The organism is Salinicoccus halitifaciens (assembly GCF_021026095.1).
Classification (GTDB): domain Bacteria; phylum Bacillota; class Bacilli; order Staphylococcales; family Salinicoccaceae; genus Lacicoccus; species Lacicoccus halitifaciens.
The window spans coordinates 147,708-170,714 of sequence record NZ_JAJNCU010000003.1 but is presented as its reverse complement, the minus strand read 5'-3'; the positions used below and the strand labels follow the sequence as shown (position 1 = coordinate 170,714).

At 45.4% G+C, this 23,007-nt stretch carries 22 protein-coding genes; 10 read left to right on the top strand and 12 right to left on the bottom strand.

Annotation, left to right across the window (positions count from 1 at the left end):
* Positions 1 to 132: 132 nt before the first annotated feature.
* Together LPW40_RS07360 and LPW40_RS07355 are read right to left on the bottom strand one after the other, a co-directional pair.
* Positions 133 to 654, bottom strand: coding sequence for a transcription repressor NadR (locus LPW40_RS07360; RefSeq protein ID WP_230821585.1), 522 nt, complete (start codon positions 652 to 654; stop codon positions 133 to 135).
* Between the two features lie 2 nt (positions 655 to 656).
* Entirely contained in the window at positions 657 to 1,739 is a 1,083-nt protein-coding gene (locus tag LPW40_RS07355) for a cysteine desulfurase family protein (protein WP_230821584.1), read from the bottom strand.
* A gap of 80 nt (positions 1,740 to 1,819) precedes the next feature.
* Between LPW40_RS07355 and LPW40_RS07350 the strand changes: the two genes are divergently transcribed.
* The 3 genes from LPW40_RS07350 to nadA are packed head-to-tail and all read left to right on the top strand — an operon-like array spanning position 1,820 to position 5,265.
* Complete coding sequence (locus tag LPW40_RS07350; protein ID WP_230821583.1) at positions 1,820 to 3,385, top strand: FAD-binding protein; 1,566 nt, start codon at positions 1,820 to 1,822, stop codon at positions 3,383 to 3,385.
* Entirely contained in the window at positions 3,336 to 4,169 is an 834-nt protein-coding gene (gene nadC / locus LPW40_RS07345; RefSeq protein WP_230821582.1) for a carboxylating nicotinate-nucleotide diphosphorylase, read from the top strand. The genes LPW40_RS07350 and nadC overlap by 50 nt, the downstream gene beginning before the upstream one ends.
* 1 nt (position 4,170) lies before the next feature.
* Positions 4,171 to 5,265 carry a quinolinate synthase NadA gene (gene nadA, locus LPW40_RS07340; protein WP_230821581.1) on the top strand — a complete coding sequence of 365 codons (1,095 nt, stop codon included), beginning with the start codon at positions 4,171 to 4,173 and terminating at the stop codon, positions 5,263 to 5,265.
* Between the two features lie 41 nt (positions 5,266 to 5,306).
* Here nadA and LPW40_RS07335 read toward each other — a convergent pair whose 3' ends face one another.
* Complete coding sequence (locus LPW40_RS07335) at positions 5,307 to 5,888, bottom strand: Ykof family thiamine-binding protein (protein WP_230821580.1); 582 nt, start codon at positions 5,886 to 5,888, stop codon at positions 5,307 to 5,309.
* Positions 5,889 to 6,058: 170 nt separating this feature from the next.
* Here LPW40_RS07335 and modA point away from each other — a divergent pair, with 170 nt between their 5' ends.
* The 3 genes from modA to rpsR all read left to right on the top strand — a co-directional run bounded on the left by modA (position 6,059) and on the right by rpsR (position 7,980).
* Positions 6,059 to 6,910 (top strand): molybdate ABC transporter substrate-binding protein, encoded by an 852-nt coding sequence (gene modA, locus LPW40_RS07330; protein ID WP_230821579.1) that lies wholly within the window; start codon positions 6,059 to 6,061, stop codon positions 6,908 to 6,910.
* Positions 6,891 to 7,577: a molybdate ABC transporter permease subunit gene (gene modB, locus LPW40_RS07325; RefSeq protein WP_230821865.1), complete on the top strand. Its 687-nt coding sequence runs from the start codon at positions 6,891 to 6,893 to the stop codon at positions 7,575 to 7,577. The genes modA and modB overlap by 20 nt, the downstream gene beginning before the upstream one ends.
* A gap of 163 nt (positions 7,578 to 7,740) precedes the next feature.
* The gene (gene rpsR, locus LPW40_RS07320; protein ID WP_097041737.1) at positions 7,741 to 7,980 is read left to right on the top strand and encodes a 30S ribosomal protein S18; all 240 of its coding nucleotides are present in this window, start codon (positions 7,741 to 7,743) and stop codon (positions 7,978 to 7,980) included.
* Between the two features lie 133 nt (positions 7,981 to 8,113).
* Here the strand turns inward: rpsR and LPW40_RS07315 are convergent, their stop codons facing one another.
* On the bottom strand, positions 8,114 to 8,779 hold the full coding sequence (locus tag LPW40_RS07315; protein ID WP_230821578.1) for a hypothetical protein: 666 nt from the start codon (positions 8,777 to 8,779) through the stop codon (positions 8,114 to 8,116).
* A 418-nt stretch (positions 8,780 to 9,197) separates the two neighbouring features.
* Positions 9,198 to 9,734 (bottom strand): hypothetical protein, encoded by a 537-nt coding sequence (locus tag LPW40_RS07310; protein WP_230821577.1) that lies wholly within the window; start codon positions 9,732 to 9,734, stop codon positions 9,198 to 9,200.
* Positions 9,735 to 9,941: 207 nt separating this feature from the next.
* Here LPW40_RS07310 and LPW40_RS07305 point away from each other — a divergent pair, with 207 nt between their 5' ends.
* Positions 9,942 to 10,259, top strand: a complete 318-nt coding sequence (locus tag LPW40_RS07305) for a hypothetical protein (protein WP_230821576.1) — start codon at positions 9,942 to 9,944, stop codon at positions 10,257 to 10,259.
* A 1,765-nt stretch (positions 10,260 to 12,024) separates the two neighbouring features.
* On the top strand, positions 12,025 to 12,675 hold the full coding sequence (locus LPW40_RS07300; RefSeq protein ID WP_230821575.1) for a hypothetical protein: 651 nt from the start codon (positions 12,025 to 12,027) through the stop codon (positions 12,673 to 12,675).
* A 1,303-nt stretch (positions 12,676 to 13,978) separates the two neighbouring features.
* On the opposite strand, the gene LPW40_RS07295 is transcribed toward LPW40_RS07300, so the two are convergent.
* Complete coding sequence (locus tag LPW40_RS07295; protein WP_230821574.1) at positions 13,979 to 14,152, bottom strand: hypothetical protein; 174 nt, start codon at positions 14,150 to 14,152, stop codon at positions 13,979 to 13,981.
* Between the two features lie 124 nt (positions 14,153 to 14,276).
* Between LPW40_RS07295 and LPW40_RS07290 the strand changes: the two genes are divergently transcribed.
* Entirely contained in the window at positions 14,277 to 15,503 is a 1,227-nt protein-coding gene (locus tag LPW40_RS07290) for an iron-containing alcohol dehydrogenase (RefSeq protein WP_230821573.1), read from the top strand.
* A gap of 22 nt (positions 15,504 to 15,525) precedes the next feature.
* On the opposite strand, the gene LPW40_RS07285 is transcribed toward LPW40_RS07290, so the two are convergent.
* From LPW40_RS07285 to LPW40_RS07275, 3 genes are read right to left on the bottom strand one after another with little or no spacing between them, the layout of a single operon-like run.
* Positions 15,526 to 16,299 (bottom strand): 2-keto-4-pentenoate hydratase, encoded by a 774-nt coding sequence (locus LPW40_RS07285; RefSeq protein ID WP_230821572.1) that lies wholly within the window; start codon positions 16,297 to 16,299, stop codon positions 15,526 to 15,528.
* A gap of 15 nt (positions 16,300 to 16,314) precedes the next feature.
* Positions 16,315 to 17,142, bottom strand: a complete 828-nt coding sequence (locus tag LPW40_RS07280; protein ID WP_230821571.1) for an FAD synthetase family protein — start codon at positions 17,140 to 17,142, stop codon at positions 16,315 to 16,317.
* Positions 17,143 to 17,173: 31 nt separating this feature from the next.
* On the bottom strand, positions 17,174 to 17,656 hold the full coding sequence (locus LPW40_RS07275) for a flavin reductase family protein (protein ID WP_230821570.1): 483 nt from the start codon (positions 17,654 to 17,656) through the stop codon (positions 17,174 to 17,176).
* 268 nt (positions 17,657 to 17,924) lie between these two features.
* Here LPW40_RS07275 and LPW40_RS07270 point away from each other — a divergent pair, with 268 nt between their 5' ends.
* Complete coding sequence (locus LPW40_RS07270) at positions 17,925 to 19,772, top strand: XylR N-terminal domain-containing protein (RefSeq protein WP_230821569.1); 1,848 nt, start codon at positions 17,925 to 17,927, stop codon at positions 19,770 to 19,772.
* A 48-nt stretch (positions 19,773 to 19,820) separates the two neighbouring features.
* Here LPW40_RS07270 and LPW40_RS07265 read toward each other — a convergent pair whose 3' ends face one another.
* The 3 genes from LPW40_RS07265 to LPW40_RS07255 form a co-directional block, all read right to left on the bottom strand.
* Positions 19,821 to 20,627 carry an alpha/beta fold hydrolase gene (locus LPW40_RS07265; RefSeq protein ID WP_230821864.1) on the bottom strand — a complete coding sequence of 269 codons (807 nt, stop codon included), beginning with the start codon at positions 20,625 to 20,627 and terminating at the stop codon, positions 19,821 to 19,823.
* A gap of 84 nt (positions 20,628 to 20,711) precedes the next feature.
* Positions 20,712 to 21,710, bottom strand: a complete 999-nt coding sequence (locus tag LPW40_RS07260; RefSeq protein WP_230821568.1) for a catechol 2,3-dioxygenase — start codon at positions 21,708 to 21,710, stop codon at positions 20,712 to 20,714.
* A 51-nt stretch (positions 21,711 to 21,761) separates the two neighbouring features.
* Positions 21,762 to 22,973 (bottom strand): acyl-CoA dehydrogenase family protein, encoded by a 1,212-nt coding sequence (locus tag LPW40_RS07255; RefSeq protein ID WP_230821567.1) that lies wholly within the window; start codon positions 22,971 to 22,973, stop codon positions 21,762 to 21,764.
* Positions 22,974 to 23,007 lie beyond the last annotated feature (34 nt).

Genomic DNA, 23,007 nt, shown 5'->3' with positions numbered 1-23,007 from the left:
AATCAGACTTACATTCATTATAAATGTAATATTCAAAGGATTGAAATATTAACACTTATTTTTATGAAAATTATTGCTATTTTATTCATCACTGGCATCTGCCGGGCCTGGTTTTTCACCCTATTGTCCACATCATTCCAACAAAAATCCATGTCGTCTCAAATCATCCACTGCGTTATCCAAAATCTTTTCGGTATGGGCGGAAATCGTGTGCAGATGCACATTATCCGTCAAATCTGCGAGCATCCTGCTCTTATTGCTGTCCATCAATTTCAGAAAAGATTGCAGCTCTCCGGCATCTTCAATCATCAGCTCCCCGACGAGTTCACCGTAGACGGGATGGTCGATGCTCACGTCATCGATCATCGCGCCGTTATCCAGGATCAGTGACAGTTCGTCTTCCATCTCACTGAACTTGTGCCGGCAGGCGATGACCCTCTTGACCGGCCTTCCTTTTTCACCCGCCGGCTGGTATACGTATCCCTTGCTGGTGGAGACCACTTCATGCTTCTGCGACTTCAAAATGGAGATGTCCCTGACGATGATCTGCCGTGATACATCATACTTTTTTGCGAGTGATGCACCGCTGACGGCAGCATCCGTCCGCATCAGATCTTCGAGTATACTCCGGCGGCGCCGTTCTGCCTTACTCATGCTCATTCCTCCCTGACGATTTTTTCTACATATCCGGTCAGTTGCCGAACTTCCTCCATATTATTATACCGTGATAATGAAATACGTATATACTGATCCGCCGATGCACCATATCTTTCAGCGATCAGTTTCCCGAGGCCGCGGCTGACAAGTACACCGTGGCCGCATGCGCTGCCTGTCGAGATATAAATGTTCCTGCTGGAGAGGCTCTGCATCAGGTACTGGCCCTCCATACCCGGCACGATGAAACTCGAGATGTGATCCGCATGATGATTCAGATCCAGCGCTCTGAGACCCAAGGCAGAGAGAGACGTGTTCAACTGGTCCCTCATTTCTTTAATGGGGCGGGGGTCGCCGATTTCTTCAAGGGCCTGGATGATCGTCGCAATACCCGCTACGTCCAAGGTGCCGTTCTGTGTGCCGTATTCATGGTGGAAATGGGGGTTGAGCGGTGTGAGGTGTTCATAATCCACCATCAGCACGCCCACCCCTTTGACACCATGAATTTTATGTGCCGAAAAGCTGTGTGAGGTGCACAGGACATCGAGCTCCAGTTTATCGTACATGCCCTGCACGCCGTCAATGTGATAAGGAACCCGGTGCGAAGCGGCGAGTTCGGCAATCCTTTCAACCGGCAGCCTGTAGCCGGTCTCAGAGTGGACATGGGCGGAAATGATGCATTGTGTATCTGCCATCATGTCTTTGAGTGTTTCAATATCAATTTCACCGTCATGTGTCGTCGGCATATGAACAATATCGTAAAGGGGGCTGTAGTGATGGAGGCTCGCTGAAATGGACATATGCTCATAGGGCGACACCAATATTTTATTTGCTTTTTTGTCTTTAAGCAGCAATTGAAGCGCGATATCGTTTGAATGTGAACCACTCCGTGTGAAGATGACATGCTTATCAGTATTGAAATATTCACGGATATAATTGCGGACATTGTCCAGTATGAACGCTGTATCGAGGCCGCCACCGTGGATGCTTTCACTGTTGAAATACATCTTTTCGGATATTTCCAAATAATTTTTTAAAACTGCTTTTGACGCCCGGGTGGTTGAAGCATTATCGAAATATATCATATGAATCTCCTTGATTTATTTTTGTTTTTCCTTTAATGTCTATATTAATGTAAACTATACTGTAAATAAAGGTGTAAACTATGAAAAAGATAATCATTGTCGGTGCCGGTCTTGCCGCGCTCAGCTGCATCCGTCATCTGGATGGGGAAGCAGAAGTGGTTTTATTCACAAAAGACCGGATGGAAGAGAATAACAGCCACCTGGCCCAGGGCGGCATCTGCCACTCGGGCAGGGAGGGCGACGGCGGGGCGGGGCATGTTGAAGACACATATACAGCGGGTGATGGACTGGGTTCAGAAGAAGTGATCGGTGAAATGATCCGGGCAGGCCATCCGCTGATAGAAGAAATGATTGCCGGGGGAATGGCGTTTGATGAGGATGACTCCGGCGGGTTGGATTTTGCTTTGGAAGGCGGACATCACTCGCCGAGGATCCTCCATGCAGGCGGGGACCGTTCGGGTGAACATCTGTGCCGCTTTCTCGCGAAAGGAATAGACCGGGTCAGGATGGAAATACATACAAGTGAGACGGTGATCAAAGTAATCACCGGTGAGGATGGGGCTGCCGGGGTGGTGACTGTGGACAGTGAAGATGTGCAGCACCAGCATTTTTGTGATGTGGTCATCCTTGCGACCGGTGGGTTCAGCGGACTTTACACTGTAAACTCCGGTGCGTCACCCCGGATGGGCAGTGGTCATATACTCGCTTTTGACGCTGGAATCTCACTCCGGCAGATGGAAATGGTCCAGTTTCATCCGACATTGCTCGGCACGGCCGGACAGACGTATGGATTGGTCTCTGAAGCGGTGAGGGGTGCGGGTGGCGTGCTGAGAGATGGATACGGCAGACGGATCATGAAGGATGTGCATCCACTTGAAGACCTGGCCCCGAGACATGTAACGAGTTATGAAATTCATAAGCGGGCATTAAAAGGTGAACAGATATATCTGGATATCGGCGGTGTGAAGGATTTCCCGGGAAATTTCCCGGTAATCCATGAAAATGTCAAAAAGCATTTCAAAGCGGACTTGAAAAAGGGACGGATCCCCGTGGCTACGGGTGCACATTTCACGATGGGCGGAGCGGTGGCCGGCATCGACGGCAGCACAGCGGTTCCGAACTTATACGTCATCGGGGAAACGGCGAACACACATTTTCATGGTGCGAACCGCCTGGCCAGCAATGCATTGCTGGAGGCGCTCGTGATGGGCAGGAAGGCGGCCGAAAAGATCAACAAGACAATGCACAGACCAAAAAACAAGATCTTTACAGGCGAGGTCAAAGTGCCGGTATATGATGTATCCATGTTCAATGAAATCAAGGAGCGGGCGATGAGTGCAGCAGGAATCATCAGAAATGGCGGTCAGCTTGAGACACTTCTCCATTTAATTGAAGAGGCACATCATACGGCGGGAACAGGCACCGCAACGAATCAAAATTTTCAAGTCCATGCTGAAATGAAGACGATCGAAGCCGTGGTGAAATCTGCTCTGCTTCGTGAAGAGACGAGGGGCGGCCACCGCAGAACAGACTTCCCGGACGCCGCCCCCGGTCCGCCAATGGACACGGTCGTGAGTATGAAGGAGGGAAAAATGGATGCTCAATATATTGAACGTCAGGGAAAAGCTCAAACAATTCTACATTGAAGATAATCATCATGGTGATATTTCCACACAGATTTTTGACACGGATCTGACCGGTCGTGCGGAAATGAAAGCCAAGGAAAGTGGCTACTTTTCGGGGAGCGTAATCATAGAAGAAGGGTTCAGGATGATCGATCCGGATATGGAAGTCGAAGTGCTGCTGGAAGATGGCGGGGCAGTCAGTGAAGGGGATACCATCGCCAGGATCAGCGGCAGCGTCCGGGCAATCCTGACGATGGAAAGGACGGTGCTAAACCTCGTCCAGAGAATGTCGGGAATAACGACGCAGACGCGTGAGTATGTGGAGAAGGCTGCCGGCACAGGGGCTGAAATCGTTGATACGAGAAAAACGACACCGGGCCTTGGCATGTTCGAAAAGTATGCGGTCATCGCCGGGGGCGGCCGGAATCATCGCCGGACATTGAACGATGGACTGATGTTGAAAGACAATCATATCGATTTCATGGGTTCGGTGACCGCAGCAGTCGACCGGGCGAGGAGGCTGACCGGGCCGATGGACAAGGTCGAAGTGGAAATCGAGAACGTGGAAATGCTGAAGGAAGCCGTGGACAATGAGGTCGACATCGTCATGTTCGATAATTGCGCGCCCGGATGGATCAGGGAACACATCCATCTGGTGCCGGCACATATTCAAACGGAAGCCTCCGGCGGCATCAACCTGGCCACGGTCGAAGAATATGCGGAAACCGGTGTGGACTACATATCGGTCGGCGCGCTTTTCCATCATCAGGAAGCGCTGGATATTACATTAAAGGTGGTTAAATGACATGAATATAATGACTCAGGTGCCTGAACGCATACCTGAATACTATTTGGAGGCAACGACGGAGGAACTGGAGAAAAAAGTCTCCGGCATCAAAGAGGAAATGGGTGCGAGACTCTTCATGCCCACTCACCATTACCAAAAAGATGAAGTGGCGCAATTTGCGGATGTGATGGGAGACTCGCTGCAGCTTGCACGTATATGTAAAGAGCATGAGGCGGAATACATCATTTTCAACGGGGTGCACTTCATGGCGGAAACGGCTGATATACTGACTGCGGATCATCAAAAAGTCTATCTGCCGGATTTGAATGCTGGCTGTTCGATGGCTGATATGGCAAACATCGATCAGGCCCTTATCTGCGACAGGGAACTGACCGGAATTTTCGGGGAAAGTGTATTGCCGCTCACTTATGTCAATTCGAGTGCCGCGATCAAGTCTTTCGTTGGTGAACGCGGCGGTTCATGCGTGACGAGCGGCAATGCGAAAAAAGTCATCGAGTGGGCGCTCGCCCAGGGTCGGAGGATTTTATTCCTGCCGGACCAGCACCTCGGGCGCAACACGGCCTTTGAACTCGGGGTGCCTCTGGACAGGATGGCTGTGTGGAATCCCGTCAACCGCAGGCTGGAGTTCGAGGGGGACAGGAGGGATATCCAAATCATCTTATGGAAAGGGTTCTGTTCCGTCCATGAGAAATTCTGGCCCATACATATCAAGAATATCAGGAAGAGGATGCCGGATGTGAATGTCCTCGTACACCCTGAATGTACGCATGAAGTCGTACAGATGGCGGATTATGACGGCTCAACCAAGTACATCATCGACATGATCAATAATGCCGCCCCGGGTACAAGCTGGGCAATCGGCACGGAAATGAACCTGGTGAACCGGCTGAAGGAGGAAAACCCGCATCTGCATATCGAATCGCTCAATCCGATCATGTGCCCGTGTCTGACGATGAACCGCATCGACCTGCCCCACCTCGCATGGTGTCTGGATAAGATTGTGGCTGGTGATACGCAGAATCTGATAAAAGTTGATGGGGAAACGTCACGGTACGCCAAGGAGAGCCTCGAGAGAATGTTGTCGATCGTATAAAATAAGGCGCAGGTCACTTGGGACCTGCGCTTTTTTCATGTTCATCGGTTTGACGGACTGTTGCACGAAATCGTGAAAGGCATGACCACGTGCTCGCTCGTCTCCTGAATCTCGGTGAATGTCGCTTCCAGAGCTTCAAAAATATCATTCACTTCACCGTCGATACGGGTCGCAAAAGGCACCATGCTGACCTCGACACCGTAATCCGGCAGCTTCTCCACTGATTTTGTGATCTTTTCAATATAACCTGTCTCGCCGAGGGGATAGATTGAAAATCTGCAGCCCGCCTTTTGGGAAATCCGTCTAGATGTCTCATCATTCAGGCGGACTTCGTTTTTATCATTCTCATCCTCTCCCGTGTTGCAGCCGCCAAGGACGATGTTCCCGCTCATCTCCACATGCAGGCCGGTCTTTGACGCATTCAGGTAGATGGCCTTGACCACGTCGAATACATCCGCGATGCTGCCGGTCGCAGCGGTTGCCACATCATCCGTCTTCATCCACACTTTCTTCGCATCCACTGCATCCAGGGCACTTAAAATCACTTCGGCAAAGTCGTCGCTCATCACGCTCAGGTTGAACTGTGCGCCCGCTTCTCTTTCCACTGCATTTTCATTCGTCATCATAATCCCCCTAAATTTATTCTTCATTCAATTGTAGGGGAGGGACTGGTGCGGGTAAAGCGATATAAATTGCGGGTATTGTCAAATGGAGCTCCCCTCCATGATTTACTTTGATAAACCAAACCAATATACTTGAATAAAATAAACTCAGTGAAAGGAGGCTCCGGTAAATGAAATTTGCAGATGGATTGAAGTTTTTGATGCTGTTCCTCGCCGTATTCATTGTTGCGGCATGCGGGAACGGTGAAGTGGACGAAAATATCATAGATGATGAGGATTCGACGGATACGACGCTTGAATCGCCCGAAGAAGCGCCTGAAGACACGGCAACTGATGTTGAAGGTACAATCACGGTCTCTGCTGCAGCGAGCCTTGTGGATGTGCTTGGGGAGATCACCACACTTTTCAATGAAGAATACCCGGATGTCACGGTGGACTATAATTTCGGCGGCTCGGGTGCACTGATGCAGCAGATCATTCAGGGGGCGCCGGTGGATTTATTCTTCTCGGCCAATGTGGATCACTTCCAGGAGGTCATGGATGAAGGGTACATCGATGAGGAAAATTCGGTGGATCTGCTCACAAACGAGCTCGTTCTGATCGTACCGTCGGACAGTGATTCGTTGACGTCTTTTGATGATCTGGAAAACGCAGATCAGATCGCAATCGGTAACCCTGAATCCGTGCCTGCAGGCGAGTACAGCGTCGAGGCCTTCGAAAACATGGATATAATGGAAGGAATCGAATCGAAATTCGTCTATGCCGAAGATGTGAGGCAGGTGCTGAACTATGTCGAGACCGGCAATGCCGATGCGGGGATGGTGTATCATACCGATGCGATGATGAGTGACGGGATCGATGTGGTGGATGCGGCACCGGAAGATGCCCATTCGCCGATCGTATATCCCCTCGGCATGATGAACGATACGGATAATGAAGCGGCCCAGCTTGCCTTCTTCGAGTTCATGCAGAGTGAAGAAGCCGGTGAGGTTTTCAATGAATATGGTTTTATTGTCCAGTAACATCACGGCCCAGGAGTTCCTGACGCCGGTGCTGCTTTCCCTACGGGTCGCCTTTATCGCGCTCGTCATCGTCCTGATACTCGGCATCATCATTGCGCGCTTTATGGCGAGGAATGATTTCAAAGGGAAGATCGTCGTCGAGACGGTGCTGATGATGCCGCTTGTGCTGCCGCCGACGGTCGTCGGGTTCCTGCTGCTCGTGCTGTTCGGAAACAACAGCGTCGTCGGGGAGGCGATCGCGTGGATCTACGGCGACACCATCATATTCACATGGTATGCGGCGGTGGCTGCGAGCACGGTGGTGGCATTCCCGCTGATGTACCAGGCAGCGAAGGGCGGATTCCTCAATGTCAATGAAGATATAGAGAACGCCGCGCGGGTAGACGGGGCGAACCGTTGGCAGGTATTCACGAGGATCACCCTGCCGCTTGCCAGGACGGCCCTGATCACAGGAGCGCTCTTAAGCTTCGCCCGGGCGCTCGGGGAATTCGGTGCGACCATCATCATCGCGGGCAATATCCCCGGGCGCACGCAGACACTGCCCACCGCGATATACGTCGCACTCCAATCCGGCAACATGTCACTCGCCTGGGCATGGGTGATCGTCATCGTCATCCTGTCCTTCTTCATGCTGATGTTCATCCGCGTGAAAGCGAATGAATCATAATTGTGTATATTGACAATGACCCTTCAATATTGTATTATTAATCGTGCACATACACACAGGACATATTCACACGTGATGAACGAAATTATGGATTCGTAAGGTCATGAGCCGACCACACACACGAGGCTCACCAGACAATCTGTAATTAAAGGAGGCTTTTCTCATGGCAGGTCCAAGAAGAGGCGGTCGTCGTCGTAAAAAGGTTTGTTATTTCACAGCAAACGGCATTACGCACATCGACTATAAAGAAGTAGAAATGCTTAAAAAGTTCATTTCAGAACGTGGCAAAATTCTTCCTAGACGTGTAACAGGTACTTCCGCGAAGTATCAGCGTCCATTGACTGTAGCGATCAAACGCGCACGTCACATGGCATTGTTACCATACGTTAAAGAAGAAGCATAATAGTATATATGTTCATAAAGCCTATCAAACCAATGGTTTGAGGGCTTTTTCTTTTGTCTAAATATCGGTTTCAGGGCAATTTCGGGCCAAAGTGTGAGAGGTTCCATAGAAAAGACACCTTATAAGAAGGTGTCTAGAGACTCAGTTTTTCCCTTATAGTCTTTTCAAAAGATGAAATTAAACTCAACATTCCAGTAGTATTTTTTTTATAACCTGTATTTAAGTGATCAAGCAAAAGTTTATATTGCTCCTCCAAAGGCTTTTCGAGAATATTTTCAGCATCATATAGTATTTGTTCCGTTCTCATTCCTAAATTAGTAAAGGCTCTAATAATTTTAATTTCATCCTCACTAAACATGAACTCATTTATAGTCAAATAATTGTTAAAATCTCTCCTGCCGTCTTCTATTTTTTGCATAGTCATATCAAAATTAGCTGCGATTCTTTTATTCTCTTCTCTATTGTAATCCAGTTCAAAGGTGTTTAATTCATTTTCTTGGGCACCATTGTCAATCAAAAATTCTTTGTAATGTTCTATTGCATCCTTCTGTACTGAAAATAATATTCTTTCGAGATGATCGGGATTAAATGCTGCCAGACTCCCGTGATAGTACTTCATTTTAGCATATACGCTTTTATACAAATCATATTTACTATCAAATAATAGTCGCTTTTGATAATATTCATGCTCCACATTAGCTTGTTTTCTTATAAATTTATCTTGAGAAATCTTCGCCCAAATTTCTCTAATTAACCACCCGATTATTGGTATAACAAAAGCCCATTCAAACCATTCCAATATATAGCATCCTCTCCATGTTCAATGCTTTAATTGTATCAAAGAAATACCTGGCAAAACATCAATCCCAAGGGCCAGTAATTCTCTTTTTCAAATTTCTCTATCATTGTCTCATTCATCTTCTTCGTAACATGGGTATATATATGTAAGATGTCCTGTAATTAGAGTAGCCGAAATGGTCCATGGGCGCTTTAATGCCAACATTGAGGAAGCACTGTCATGAGTAGTCCAAAATGTATGACTAACCATCTTAGAGTATTAAAAGTATATACAGAGATGAGGCGATAAAAATGAAAGTATGTAAACGGTATGAAGGCACCGACCCGTAGGACAAAAGAGAATTGATGACATGTTTGAAAGAAGGACTGGCACAACAGATTGAGTTGAATGTAAATAAAGCAGATAAAATTGAAGCTAGCTATTGTTTAGATTTAACCAATTTTCTAATCTCTTTATCCAATTCCTTTTCGAAGTCTACATTAATAGAATGTTTAGATTGTTTTGGTTTTGATGTATAAATCTCTAATCGATTAGGAGATTCATCTAAATAATACGAGAGATGAACAGAGTCATGAGGGAAGAGAACCAAATCACTATCGAAATTTGAACTGTCCATTCCAATCCTTGGAAATTCAGAATAACGTTGCTGACCAGTAAATATATCTGGAGGCCCTAGAGGGACCTTATTAGGACTCGGATCATGACCATTATCCAATAATTCTTTATCATTTTTAAAAAGTTTAACGTCGGTTATTACAATTGGATGCTCAGATAAATTATTTACATAAAAGCTATATTTGACTTGTTTGTCTACCTTGTCCATTATGACATCCACATTTGAAATTTCAATTTTGATTCTATCTTTTAAGATATCTCTGAATATAGCCCAACCTGAAAACCCTGCACTAGCTACTGCAGCTATAAGAGTAATCCATGTCATTATGTCTTGTTCCACTAGTATCACCTCATAAATAAATTAATTAAATTATATCAAAAGGAGACGATTAAAATGTATAGAATTTTTCTTAAAGCTTATAAGACTTAGAAATGCATTGGTTTAATTAGGATTTAAAAATACAATATTGAAGAAAATGAAATGAAGTGAAGGAAGCTTTTATACCATTCAAATTATTAAAAATTATCGACGAGGGGAGTAGTAATAATGAATTATAAAGAAATTGAGATGAACAAATTCAATGAAACCAAACTATCTGACGTAAAGTATTTCAGAGAGAAGTATATCGAAAGAGAAAATGAAGTTAATGATCTTTTAATAAACAAGGAGCAACTGCACCATTTACTCATACATGTCGAGCTACAGATGGAGGAGGTGGAGAGCATTTATCAGATGTTGAATAAATATTCCGGCAAATCAAACACTAACGACTACATGAATAGTAACTTTGCACAGTTAAGAAGCTTGATAGAGATTGCTCAGGAACATAATATGAAGCACCTGGAAGAGCAGAAGGAACAATAAAAAAGCCGAGTGCAGGCGGTTCATGAGTGTTATCTTACTTCAATTTATGAGGTTGTATAGATACCATAACTAACATTATACGACCTCTAAAATTGATTTTCAGCGATATTATTATTTAGATCATCGAGGGATTCGGAGTTATGCTATGAACAAAGAAACTATATAAGGAGGTATGTATGACGGCGGCAGTTATGGTTTAATTCCTAAAATATTAATGAGGGGTGATCGGTTCAGTCCTGAAGCAAAAGTTATAAAATCATACCTGTCTTCTTTTACTCGCAACAGTAGCAGGGCATATTTTCATTTAAATATGATTTTAGATGGAATGGGTATATCAGAGAAAAGATTTTACAAATACCGGAAAGAGTCACTGGATTATGGATATATAAATGAAAAATCGGAATAAAAATAATTCATTTATATATAATATTTATGTATTCTTTCGAGAAATCCCACACAGTCAGAACGACCGTATGAAAGAGAACACTGAGGCTCTTGATAAATTAACTTTTCAAGAGAAGAGGCATAAAGTCGTTTGAGAAACAGACAAGACCAATAAGAGATTGATACAATCTCAACAAGGGCATATCGAAGTGAAGCAGCTGGGTAGGCAACTTACGGATGATGATAACTTCTCTTATGAAAGGGAATTCCGTGATACATAATAATCACTATTATGCCAATATAGTTAAGATGTCTTATAAAACATTGAAATAAAGAAGAATCGGATAAAGCAGGCACCTTAAAAAGATGCAGAAACATTATTACAAAGAAATAACTCAACCCGAGTAAGCATGCAAAACTTTCCTTTTTTGATTTATGTAAAGTCCGACTGCTGAGGATGCCGCGCGTTGGATGGTTTAATAACCGGGAATCTTTATCTTACAAGGATTAAGACGCTTAAAACGCATATAGTGAGTGAGAAATCTTAAAAATTGATGCCAACTCTTTCTTATATTGTTTTAAGGACACCACCAAAGATAGAATATAAATTAAACTTTAAAACAAGCTCTTACATGGGAGTCATAACACGACGGGATGTAGATAGAATGACTAAGATTATACAAAGGTTAAGATATTAACTTTCTAATTAAGGATAAACAATCTAAGGATGAATATTTCACAGATAGTCCGGAAAGAATTGGTATCACAACATCGTGGTTAAATCTAAACGCTTTTTAATCCACTTTACATATAAGAAGAATAATAATAGTGTAATCTAAGTGCAACCCTCTTGATGTAACGACGTCTTAAGGAGCTTTTTTTATGTCTTTTTTAGTCTTCAAGGCAGAGTATCGGTAGACACAATTTTGAGGACGACAATAATACACATATTTGTACATACGAGCTAATGTATCAATAACAAAGATATAACTATTTGAATGATTATAGATTAAGTCATGTCTGAGGTATTCTCTCAAATAAATCAATTAAATTATTTATATTGAGCTCTGGAAATTAAAGATGACCGGTTTCTCTTGCAAAAACAAAGCTTCTTGTTTCTCTTTTCTTATACCTTGAAACTGCTTTTCCTTATATATTTTAAATAAGATTGAAAGAATAGATCTACTGTTTTAGGTAATCTTTTAATTGCTATCTCATTAATTCTCTTTCGCTATTTTCAATTCATTATTTATGTATTTATTATGATTCCACAAAAATAGCCTACTTAAGCACATGAAACTACTAAAAAATTTTTAACCCTAGTGTAAGTAATAGGTCTTAATTATTGATAAAATAAATATACAAGGACGGTGATTATCACTTGGACATAATCTTGATGCTAATTACATCTGGCGTACCCGGATTTATAGTCTATAGTATTCTATATAAAAAAGTTCTAATTTCGGAACATAGATATAATGTTCATAATAAAGTATATTTGATTTCTCTTTATACTGTCTTAGTTTTTGCTCTCACCCTGATTGCTTTAAGTTTTATAATTTCTATTGATTCTATAAGAGAGATAATACCGGATAGTCAATATCTGAGGTTAGGTTTAAAGTTGTTGGCATTTTTTGGGACCTCATTACTTGTAGCAGTAATCCTAGGTTTTTGGATATTGCCATTAATTATTAAACCATTAAATAAAATTAATTTTAACAAGTCCCTTTTTCAAGATTCAAAATCAGCCTTAAGTGAGGCAATAACCACATATAACTTTGAAACTTATACACCTTATGTTTATGTGTTTGATTTTGAAAATAATAACATTATTGAGGGGCCGGTTAGATATATAGGACAAGATGACATACTGCAATTTTATGGCCCACAGGAAAATGAAAGAAGCGAATTTGAAGAAGTCGTAGAGCTCTTTAATGAGCAGTGTGACGAAAATTTTGAAAAAGCCCAGATTGTTCTTGATAGTGTAAATAAACTAAAATACTATGTACTTCATGTTGATATAGAGGATTAACTTTTTTTGCCTTTACCTGCTTTTTTAGGAGGTTTAGCTGGTGGTCTTTTTGTACCAAAATTCCGTTTAGTGCTTGCTGACTTTTTTAGTTTGTTATTCACCTTTTTAGCTGACATCTTTTTCTTCCTTTCATGATAAAATATTGTGAAGCCTCAATAGTTTTCAATAACATCTTAGTTTTGAAGGGCAAGGTAGTTATTTTTGATATCAATTGTTAATAGAAAATTTGTCATATAAGTGTTGGATATAGAAGTACTGCAAATCCAGTTAGTGAACGAAGAAGATTTAAAGCTGATATTAGAATTCGAATTATGATTTCACAGCTTGAATCACAGGGAACTTACATCTGTTTCCTTTCAGATAAGGGTTTATTTAATATATCCTTTGATAACTTACTGAGTGAATTTAAAAGGATATGACCTTCATAAGTAATTTTAAAATTTCTTAAGTTAATGGGTTTTAGCTTTTATAGAAGGCTTCGTAATTAATACACCTCTAGGCAGTCGTCCAAATTATGACTGAACTGTTGACCATTAATATAACATAAGTTTGAGCGATGTTATTCATACATCTGCTGGAGCAATTTAAGAAGTCTTAAAGTAAGTAGTTTCTTTAAAATTTAATGAATTAGTTTTATCTTATGATATTTCAATCTACTCATTTATCAGGATATTCAAAATATTATAGAAATATTAAACTTCCTTCGTTTCCAATATTATATCAATAAATAGGTTCAAAGAGGAGGGAGGAATCCATACTATTTCTAGTATTACATTAATTAATGATTTACCATCATTACTAAAAGGTATTTTAGTCGATTTATGAACATATTTAGATGTAGAGATTTCTGACCATAATATTGATTTCGTAAGAAGGATTCAAGATTATATAAGAGATTCATCTAATAATAAACTTCTTGAAAGAGCAAACAGTTTTGTCCTAGTAGGTAAAATATCATATCGATGTTATAAATAATTTAATGTAGTTACTCTCAAATACATAACAGCAAAAATTGAAGAAAAATGAAAGGTTACACCATTTAGTAATATTGCAATCCCTGTCATAGATTCTCTTGCCTCTACTCCCATCTTAATCTCGGCTGCTCGAGGCGCAGAGACGAGAGATATCTCCGTGCGTTTTATATTTATAAATAGTGTGACCCAATAAGTTTGTTGTCTTGTCGGGTTTCTTTTGCTGACATATTGTATATTAGTGGAAGTAATGAAATAAGTCACTTTCAATCAACCAAGTTATGCCGCCGCACCAGCAAAAAACCGGCACTTCCTGTGCCGGCCGGATCACCTTACTCCGTCGAAGTATCGTCTTCGCCTTCTTCTTCCTCAATATCTTCGCCTCTGTCCTCCTGCTCGATCGGCTCGGTCTCAGTGTCCGTCTCGATATTTTCTTCACCGCCGCAGGCACCAAGCACCACAACAGCCGACAGTCCGCCGGTCATCAGAAACTTCCGCATCAGCATCAATATCACTCCTAAAGAAATGTTACATACAATTTACCCTTTATACCAATAAATTACACACCACAGCATGTTAGAAGCATTCATCCGAAGGGAAAGAGCATTATAAAAAACGACAGGTGATCAGATGGAGAACAAAATCTACAAAACCTACGCCCGGACCTATCAGGCGATCCTCAGACAGGCGGTGAAGTTCCTTGATTGGAAGCCGCCGGTACTGCTGCGCGGGGAGGGGATGCTCGAGCTTCTTCCCAAAACTCTAAAAGCAAGGAATTACAATAAAGTGCTTATCGTGACGGATGAAGGCATCAGAAACCTCGGACTGATGGACGACTTACTTGAAGACCTCAAGTCACAGAATATCGAGTATTTCATCTACGACGGTACGGTGCCGAATCCGACCGATCAAAACGCCATCGAAGCGGCTGATATATATAATGGAAACAACTGTGACGCCATCATCGGTTTCGGCGGCGGTTCTCCGTTGGACTGCGCAAAGGGGACTGCGGTGATGGTGGATGCGGAACACAAGAATCTTAAACAGTATCACGGTCTGCTCAAAGTCCGCAAGAAACTGCCGCCGGTGATCGCGGTGCCGACGACTGCCGGCACGGGGAGTGAGGGGACACTTGCTGCGGTCATCACAGACAGTGAGAGCAGGGCGAAGTACGCCATCATGGACCCGGCACTCGTGCCTGAAATCGCCGTATTGGATGCCTCACTCACGACGGGCCTCCCGCCCGAGATCACTGCGCACACCGGGATGGATGCAGTGAGCCATGTCGTCGAAGCCTACATCAACCGCAGCAATACGAAAGCGACGCGCAGCATGGCGGAAGAGGCGATCCGGCTTCTGTTCGAGAATCTGCCTATTGCTTACTGCGATGGGAATAATAAAAAGGCGCGCGATAATATGCTGTACGGGGCATACCTTGCAGGGCGGACGTTCACGAGGGGTTACGTCGGCAACGTCCACGCGATGGCGCACCGGATCGGCGCGCGGTATCCGGTGACGCACGGTGAGGCGAATGCAATCATCATGCCTTATATCCTTGAAGAGTACGGAAGAGCGGCCCATAAGGATCTTGCAGGGCTTGCGGATGCAGCGGGAATCTCCCGGGACGGGCAGGGAGACGCAGAAAAAGCGCAGAAGTTCATAGAACATATCCGGGATTTGAATAAAGCCCTCGGCATCAGGGAGGCGATCCCCGAAATCGAAGAGGATGATATAGATGAGATGATTGAACATTCGTATGCCGAAGCCAATCCGCTCTACCCGGTGCCGGTGATCTTCACGAGGGAAAAATTCAGGGAAATGTATATGAAAGTAAAAAACGGACCTCAGTCAAACTGAGGTCCGTTCATTTAAATTCAATTTAAAATTCAACCTTGACCGGGCCAAGATTCTCAAAATGTGCTTCGAATACATCGCCTGCTTCCACGTCCATCGCTTTGGTCAGTGACCCGGCCAAGACGACCTCGCCTTTTTTTAAGCCGATATCGTACTCGTCGAGGGACTTCGCAAGCCAGACGACAGCTTCCAGCGGGTTGCCGAGCACCGCGCTGCCGTAGCCTTCATCGATCTTCGTGCCGTTTTTGAAGATTTCCATCCGTTCTGCCGGCAGGTCGATATCGTCAAGCTTCAGCTGCTTTTCGCCGAGCAGTGCACCGGCGGAGGAGCCGTTGTCGGATACCGTATCCTCGAACTTGATCTTCCAGTCGGCGATCCGGCTGTCGATGAGTTCCGCAGCCGGCACCGCGTAATCGATGTAGTCCGCTGCATTATCCGCTGTGATATTCTCTGCATCGATGTCTGCCTTCAGCACGAAGGCGATCTCGAATTCAATCCTCGGCTGGATGAACCGGCCGACATCGATTTTCTCGCCTTCCTTGTAGATCATATCATCGAAGATATGACCGTAATCCGGCTGATCGACGCCGAGCATCTCCTGCATAGCCTTGGACGTCAGGCCGATCTTCTTGCCTTTGACGACCGCGCCGTCATCCATCCGGCGTCCGGCATATTTCAGCTGGACCGCATAAGCATCCGCAGCTGTGAGCTCCGGATGCCTTTTGGTGAGCGGCTGGATGGGTGCGCCCGTCTTTTCTGCTTCATATATTTCATCTGCTAATTTCTTGATATCTGGCATTATGCTGATCTCCTTCTACACGGTGGCATATTGCTTGTACGCAAATGCAGCTGTTTTATTGAACCATGTGATCTTGATATTCCTGTTGTTGAAATGCTTCAACAGCGTCTTGTCGGTAAAGCCGATATGGTTGTTCTCATTATCTACATATAATGTACACTTCAGCTTGTGGAACCGTGATTCGAGCATCACGTCATAGTAGCCGCTCTCCGGCAGTATGAATGCCGGCTGATGCTGAAAGTAGCCGTTTGAAATGCGGGTGTGGGTGGTGAAGGGCCTGCCCATCAACTCCTCCACTTTCTGCATGCGCCCGGTGAGGATCATCTCCCGGATCAGTGTCGAGCTCACTTTCTCGCCGTGACATTCCACTTTGCCGATTTCCGTCGCTGTGATCCTGCGGCCGGATGTCTCGTACAACGTGCCGATCGTGCCTGCCCCTTTGGAACCGTATGTGAAATCGAATCCTGCCACGGCATGCACCGTACCGAACTTGTAGAGATATTCTTCGATATATTCCTCCGGCGGCAGCGCGGCGAAGGCTTTGGTGAAATTGACGATATAGAACCGGTCCACGCCCATCGCTTCCAATGCTTTCGCCTTTTCATCCAGCGTCATCAGATACTGGACGACGATTTTGCCGTTTGAGAGCACTGTCTTGGGATGAGGAAAGAAACTCATGACATCGAGCGATACGCTCTTCTCATCCGCGGCTGCTTTGGCTGTATCAATGACATGTTGATGACCTTTATGCACCCCGTCGAAAAAGCCGAGTGCGACAACATTTTCCCTTGAACGTGTTTGCCAATACTGCAGATTGGTATCTTTCAGGTGTATGATTTCCATTTCCAACATCCCCCTTAAAAGTGAAGTGCGTCTATCTGACTTCTTCCAGTTCCAGTTCTTTGAGCTCCCTGTACTTGCCGCAGTTGAAGATGAGCGGTTCGCCGTCGGTCAATGTCAGGTCGTTGACCTTGCCGATGAAGAGGACGTGATCCCCTTCCGTGTGCTCGTTGTACACTTCGCATGACAGCTGACATACCGCGTCTTCAACGACCGGCACACCTGCGAGTTCACCGAATTCGAACTTGTCCTCGAACTGCTTCTGGCCTGCAAAGCGCATGGATTCTTCCTGCTGCTCGCATGACAATACGTTGACTGAGAACTTGCCGCTCTCCCTGATGCGCTCGAGCATTTTTGCTTTATCTCCGATTGAAATGACGATGAGCTTTGGATCGAGTGAGACGGACATGAATGCATTGGCCGTCATGCCGTATGCTTCACCATCCACCTCCGTTGCGATTACGTTGACACCTGTAGCAAATTTACCCATTGCGTTTCTGAATTGACGATCTTCCATTATAATTGCCTCCTTGAATTTTTTTAATAATTATCCGAGTGTGCTATTGATTGCATAATATGCTTCTACTGCCTATAATGAAATCGCTACCAACTCAGTGTGATTTCTGATATGTGCCCTCTGGATAGGATACTTACATGCTACCACCGGCTGAATGTAAATATAAGCTATCAACTATGCTAAAAAGGTAGTATGATTAGTACAGAATATACTAATAATTAAATCTATTCTGTCTAGTCGACATATTTTACAAAGGGGTGCTTGGTTTATGACTTACAATGTGAATGACCAAAGAAATGAAGTGAGGGATCTGGAGGAAGTTTTGAAGCTGCCGGACGATCAGCTGTCCCGTATCTTCCATAACCGCACAGTGAGCATACCGGTCTCCGCGCTGCATGCTTTAAGGCAGGAGCTGGTCTTCAGCATCGGGGAGGACCGGACGAAGGGCGTATTTATAAGATATGGCTGGCATACAGGCGTCACTGAAGGGCAGAAGATGAGGGAACTGAACTGGAAAAGTGAAGAGGAACTTGTGAGGGCCGGCCCGATGCTTCATAAAATGCACGGTCATCTGGATGATGTCATCGTCGAAGAGATGAAATATGATGATGAAGAGGAAATGAACTACATCCGTGCCGCCTGGTACAACTCGTATGAAGTTGAAAAGCAGCTGGAATTTGCGGGGCCCGCCGATCAGCCGGTCTGCCATACGCTTTGCGGTTTTGCAAGCGGTTACTTATCCAGTGCACTCGGCCGGCCGATGCTCGTCAAGGAGACGAAATGCATGGCGGTGGGGGATGATAACTGTGAAATGGTCTGCAAACCCATTGAAGACTGGGGCGCAGATGAGCATGAAAACACATATTACCAGTCCTCGAGTGTCATAGAGGAGCTTGATGAAGTCACTGCAAAACTGAAAAGGGAAAGGGATTATTTGACGACGGCACATGATGTCCATAAGCAGATGATGGAAATCATCCTGTCGAAAAAGGAGCTTGAGAACATCGCCGAACTGCTGCATAACACGACAGGTCTGCCGATTTTCATCGAAGATGAGAATCACAATATTACAGCAAAGTGCAATGGCACAACAATCGATTTCGATCTGAGTGAACTGGATACAAGGGTCACGCATTTCTTCGAATTATCCGGCGGTGAAGGGCTGCTCAGGACCCCGATCTACTTTGAAAATAAAATCCGGGGCTACTGTTCATTCATCTATACCGGGGGAAGCAGGCCGACACCGCTTGAATATATGATCATAGACCAGACTTCGCTCACCGCCTCCATAGTGCTGCTCCATGAGAATATCCGGATCCAGACAGCCCAGAATATCAGAAGGAGTTTCCTTGCTGATATTCTCGATGAAAAAATGGATGAGGATGAACTGTACAAGGTCGCAAAGTACCTCGATTTCGATCCGGAAGGGGATTACTGGGTCTTCACGATGGAGAAGATAGGTAACGAAGACGAGCTGAATCTTGAGATAGAAGCGAATGAGAAGGTGCTGAAACACGTCAACCTGTTCTTCAAGCAACGGGGCATTGAAACTTTTGCCTCCTATAAGTTCAGCCAATTGATCGTTGCACTTGAAGAGCGGCCGGATAATATAATGATGAAGGATAAGGCGGGCATGATCAACGCACTGCTCAAGCACTGCAAAGAAAAATATAAAAATTACAAATTCGATGTAGGCGTCAGTTCCGTTGAGAACAATATCCGTTCCATCCCGGATCTTTATAAAGAGACGGAAATTGCACTGAACACCAGGACGGATGACAGCGGGGGCAATATCCTCTATTACGACGATCTCGGTGTGGAAAAGCTGCTGTTCCAGATTTCCGATCAGTCGATGCTGAACAGGTTCGTCGAGAGCCAGATCGGGGATCTGTTGGAGGCCGACAAGCATGATGAATTGACCGATACTCTGAAATATTACATCGAGAACGGCATGAGCATCAATGCAACTTCAAAGGCGATGGCGATGTCGATCAGCGGCCTCCGGTACAGGCTGGAAAAGATCAGTGACCTCCTGGGTGTTGAAATGGATGATACCAAAGCGTTGTTCTCCATCTATATGGCGTTGAATGTAGCTCAGGTCAAGAAGAAATCATAATGCAAAAAAGCACGCATCCCGGCTATGGGACGCGTGCTTTTTTAATTTCTACTCACCTTTTGTGAAGGCAAGGATATGGTCGATGAATGGTTCGGTCTTTTCAATCTGTGTCCAGTGACCGCACTGGTTGAACAGGTGCAATTCTGCATTCGGCAGTAATTTCATCAGCTTGTAGCTTGTCGCTTCAAATGGGATGACCTGGTCTTCAAGACCATGGAAAAGGATGGTGTCTTTTTCGATCTGCTTGATCTCCTCGTCTTCAAGGGACAGCTCGTCCAGCCTTTCCTGCTGGTTGTTGTAGAACATGTTATGGAAAGCTTCTTTGGATTCCGGCTCCATGCTCGCCTCATATCTCAATCTGACCAGTTCCTCATTGTTTGCAGCTTCCTGGTTATACGAGAACAACTTGATCAGCTCGCGCATGTTTTCAATGCTCGGGTCATAACCCCATACTTTTTGAAGTCCCGGGGACAGTTCATGCTTCACGCCGACTGTTCCCATAAGGATCAGTTTATTGATCAGATCAGGTCTTCTATGGGCAATCTGCAGTGCCATCGCGCCGCCGAATGAGTTTCCGACGATATGGACAGGGCCGTCCGCCACTTCTTCGATGAAGTTGATCAGGTGGTTCACCCATACGTCGAGTCCATACTCGTTCTCTTCGAGTTTCGCGGTCTTGCCGAAACCGATCACGTCCGGTGCAAAGACGTGGAATGTCTCGCTCAGGCGTGGTATCACCAGTCTCCAGTTGGCGAATGCCGAGACCCCGGGGCCGGAGCCATGGATCAGGACCATGGTCTCCTTATTGCCGGCGCCTGCTTCAAGGTAGTTTGTTTCAATGCCGTCAACTGTCATCTGTTTTTCTATTTCCTGCAAGTTTGCTTCTTTGACTGCCAAATTCATTACCTCCGAATGTATTAGTTATTGATAACTTCTATATTACTTGCTAGTGACTTCTTCTTCAACTTCTGCTTCGGCTGGCTGTCTGTCAGGCGTGCCGTATGCAAAGAAGTTCTCAGGCAGGTTGCTGCCGCCGTGCCAAAGGATTGCTCTCGCTGCATCTTCGCCTTTCCATTCGACTGTCTTCCAGTCCGGATCGAAGATGAGGTAACCTGAGTCACCGAAGAGTTCAACACGGTTGCCGCCCGGCTCGTACACATACATGCAGTATGCCTGGGAAATACCATGTTTGATCGGTGCAACTTCAATGTGGTGGCCCGCTTCAACAAGCAGCTCGGAAACCTCGATCAAGTTCTGAGGCTGGCCGTACCAGTAGCAGATGTGATGGAGACGGCCTTTTTCACCGAGTGCATCTCCCATGATCGCAACATCATGTACAAGGTTTGTGACGCTCAGCCATGCTGCAACATGCGTATTATCTTCGTTCACGATACGTTCGCGTGTTTTGAAGCCGAGTGCTTCCTGCATGAACTCAACGTTTTTGTCAGGATCGCCGGCAAGAAGGTTGATGTGGTCGATACGGCGTACCGGTACACCACGGTTAGGACGCTTCTGCGCACGGTTCAGCAATTCTGTTCTTTCCTCTTCAGGGCAGTCGAAGTAGTCAACTTCCCAGAAGATTTCCATCTTGTGGCCGTCCGGTGATTGGAACTGGTATGCACGGCCGTGGCCGATATCGCCGTCGACCCATCCGATGCCGTAGCCCATTTCTTCGATTGCAGCTGCACGTTTCTCGAGTGCCTCCGGTGATTTCGTACGGAGTCCAAGGTGGCCGAGACCTGCCTCGTGGTGCTCCGTGATGATCAGTGAGTTATGGTAGTGATCTTCGTAAGCACGCATGTAGACGGATTTGTCTTTCCGCTCTACTTCAATCATACCGAGCATTTCTTTGAAGAATGATACTGATTCTTCAAGTTTAGGGCTGTAGATTTCCATATGTGCCAAATGTGCAATATCTAAAATTTCTTCATTAGTCATGTTCATTTCTCCCTTAATATCAATATAGTTTTATTTTAAGTTTTAAAGCTTTTACCACATCGGGTGGCCGTCCTGGCCGACGATCGTCTTGCCGTAACCGACCATTGCATCTTCGTACAGGTGGGTCGGGTGGCATGAAACGGCGATGAGGTCACGGACGAATCTTTCTGCACCGGACTCTCTGTAAAGTGCGTTTCCACCGAGTACCGTCAGCAATCTTGTGGCGATGAGCGGTGCATGTTTTGCGACGTAGCCGCGCATTGCGAACAGTTCCTGACGCTCTTCCTCTTCAAGGACACGGACGCCTTTTTCAGCATAGCCCTGCATCCTTACAAGGTAGTCATCGGCAATCTTCTCAAGAGTGTTGTACTCCATCTTGATTTCGCCGAGTGTTCTCTGTGCACTGCTGTTGTCCTTCTCCTGTGAATTGTTGTTGTATACTCTGACACGGTTCTGTGTCCTTTCAACGAACTCATCGACAAGTCTCTTAAGTCCGCCGACCAGGATCTGTGAGAACCCGGAAAGGAAGTAGGCGATGTAAGGTACGTTGAACAGCAGGTAATCTTCTTCATAGTTTCCGTCCGGTGCAGTTGCACCTTCGACGACTCTGCCGAGCGGAAATACATATTCCGGCGCCACATAGTTGCGATCCAGCTTCACTGCATTGCTTCCCGTGCCGCGGAGGCCCATCGTATCCCAGTTGTCCACGACTTCAATATCCTCTTTACGGACTATGAAGAGGCTGAGTTCAGGTTTGTCGCCGTCCCGCATCTTATGGAAAGCACCGAGGGCAATCCAGTCGGACCATAACACACCGCTGCAGAAGTTCCACTGGCCGCTGACCAGGTAGCCTTTGCCGTCATCGGCATCTTCCACTTTACCGACCGGTGCGAAAACGTCCGCCATCAGTTCGTTGCTGTTGAACATTGCATCCCGCGCATCTTTAGGTATGAATGAAGGCCATGTTTCGTGGATGATGACGAAATATGTCGCCCATGCCGCCGAAACACTGTGGTATGCGACGGTGCGGATGATGTCTCCGAATGTTTCGAAGTCCAGGTCCTGTCCGCCGTATGCCTTCGGACGGTGGAGCAGGTGGAAGTTGGATTCCTTCAGTTTTTGGATGACTTCTTCAGGGAGCCTCCGGTCTTCATCTGTCTGCATTGCATATTTTTCAGCGAGTTCGCCGATTTCTTTAGCTCTTCTCAGCAGTTCTTCACGACTGACTGTTTTTTGTTTAGTTGTGCTAGTTGTGCTACTCATAAAAATCCCCTTTCTATTTGTAAGCGCTATCACC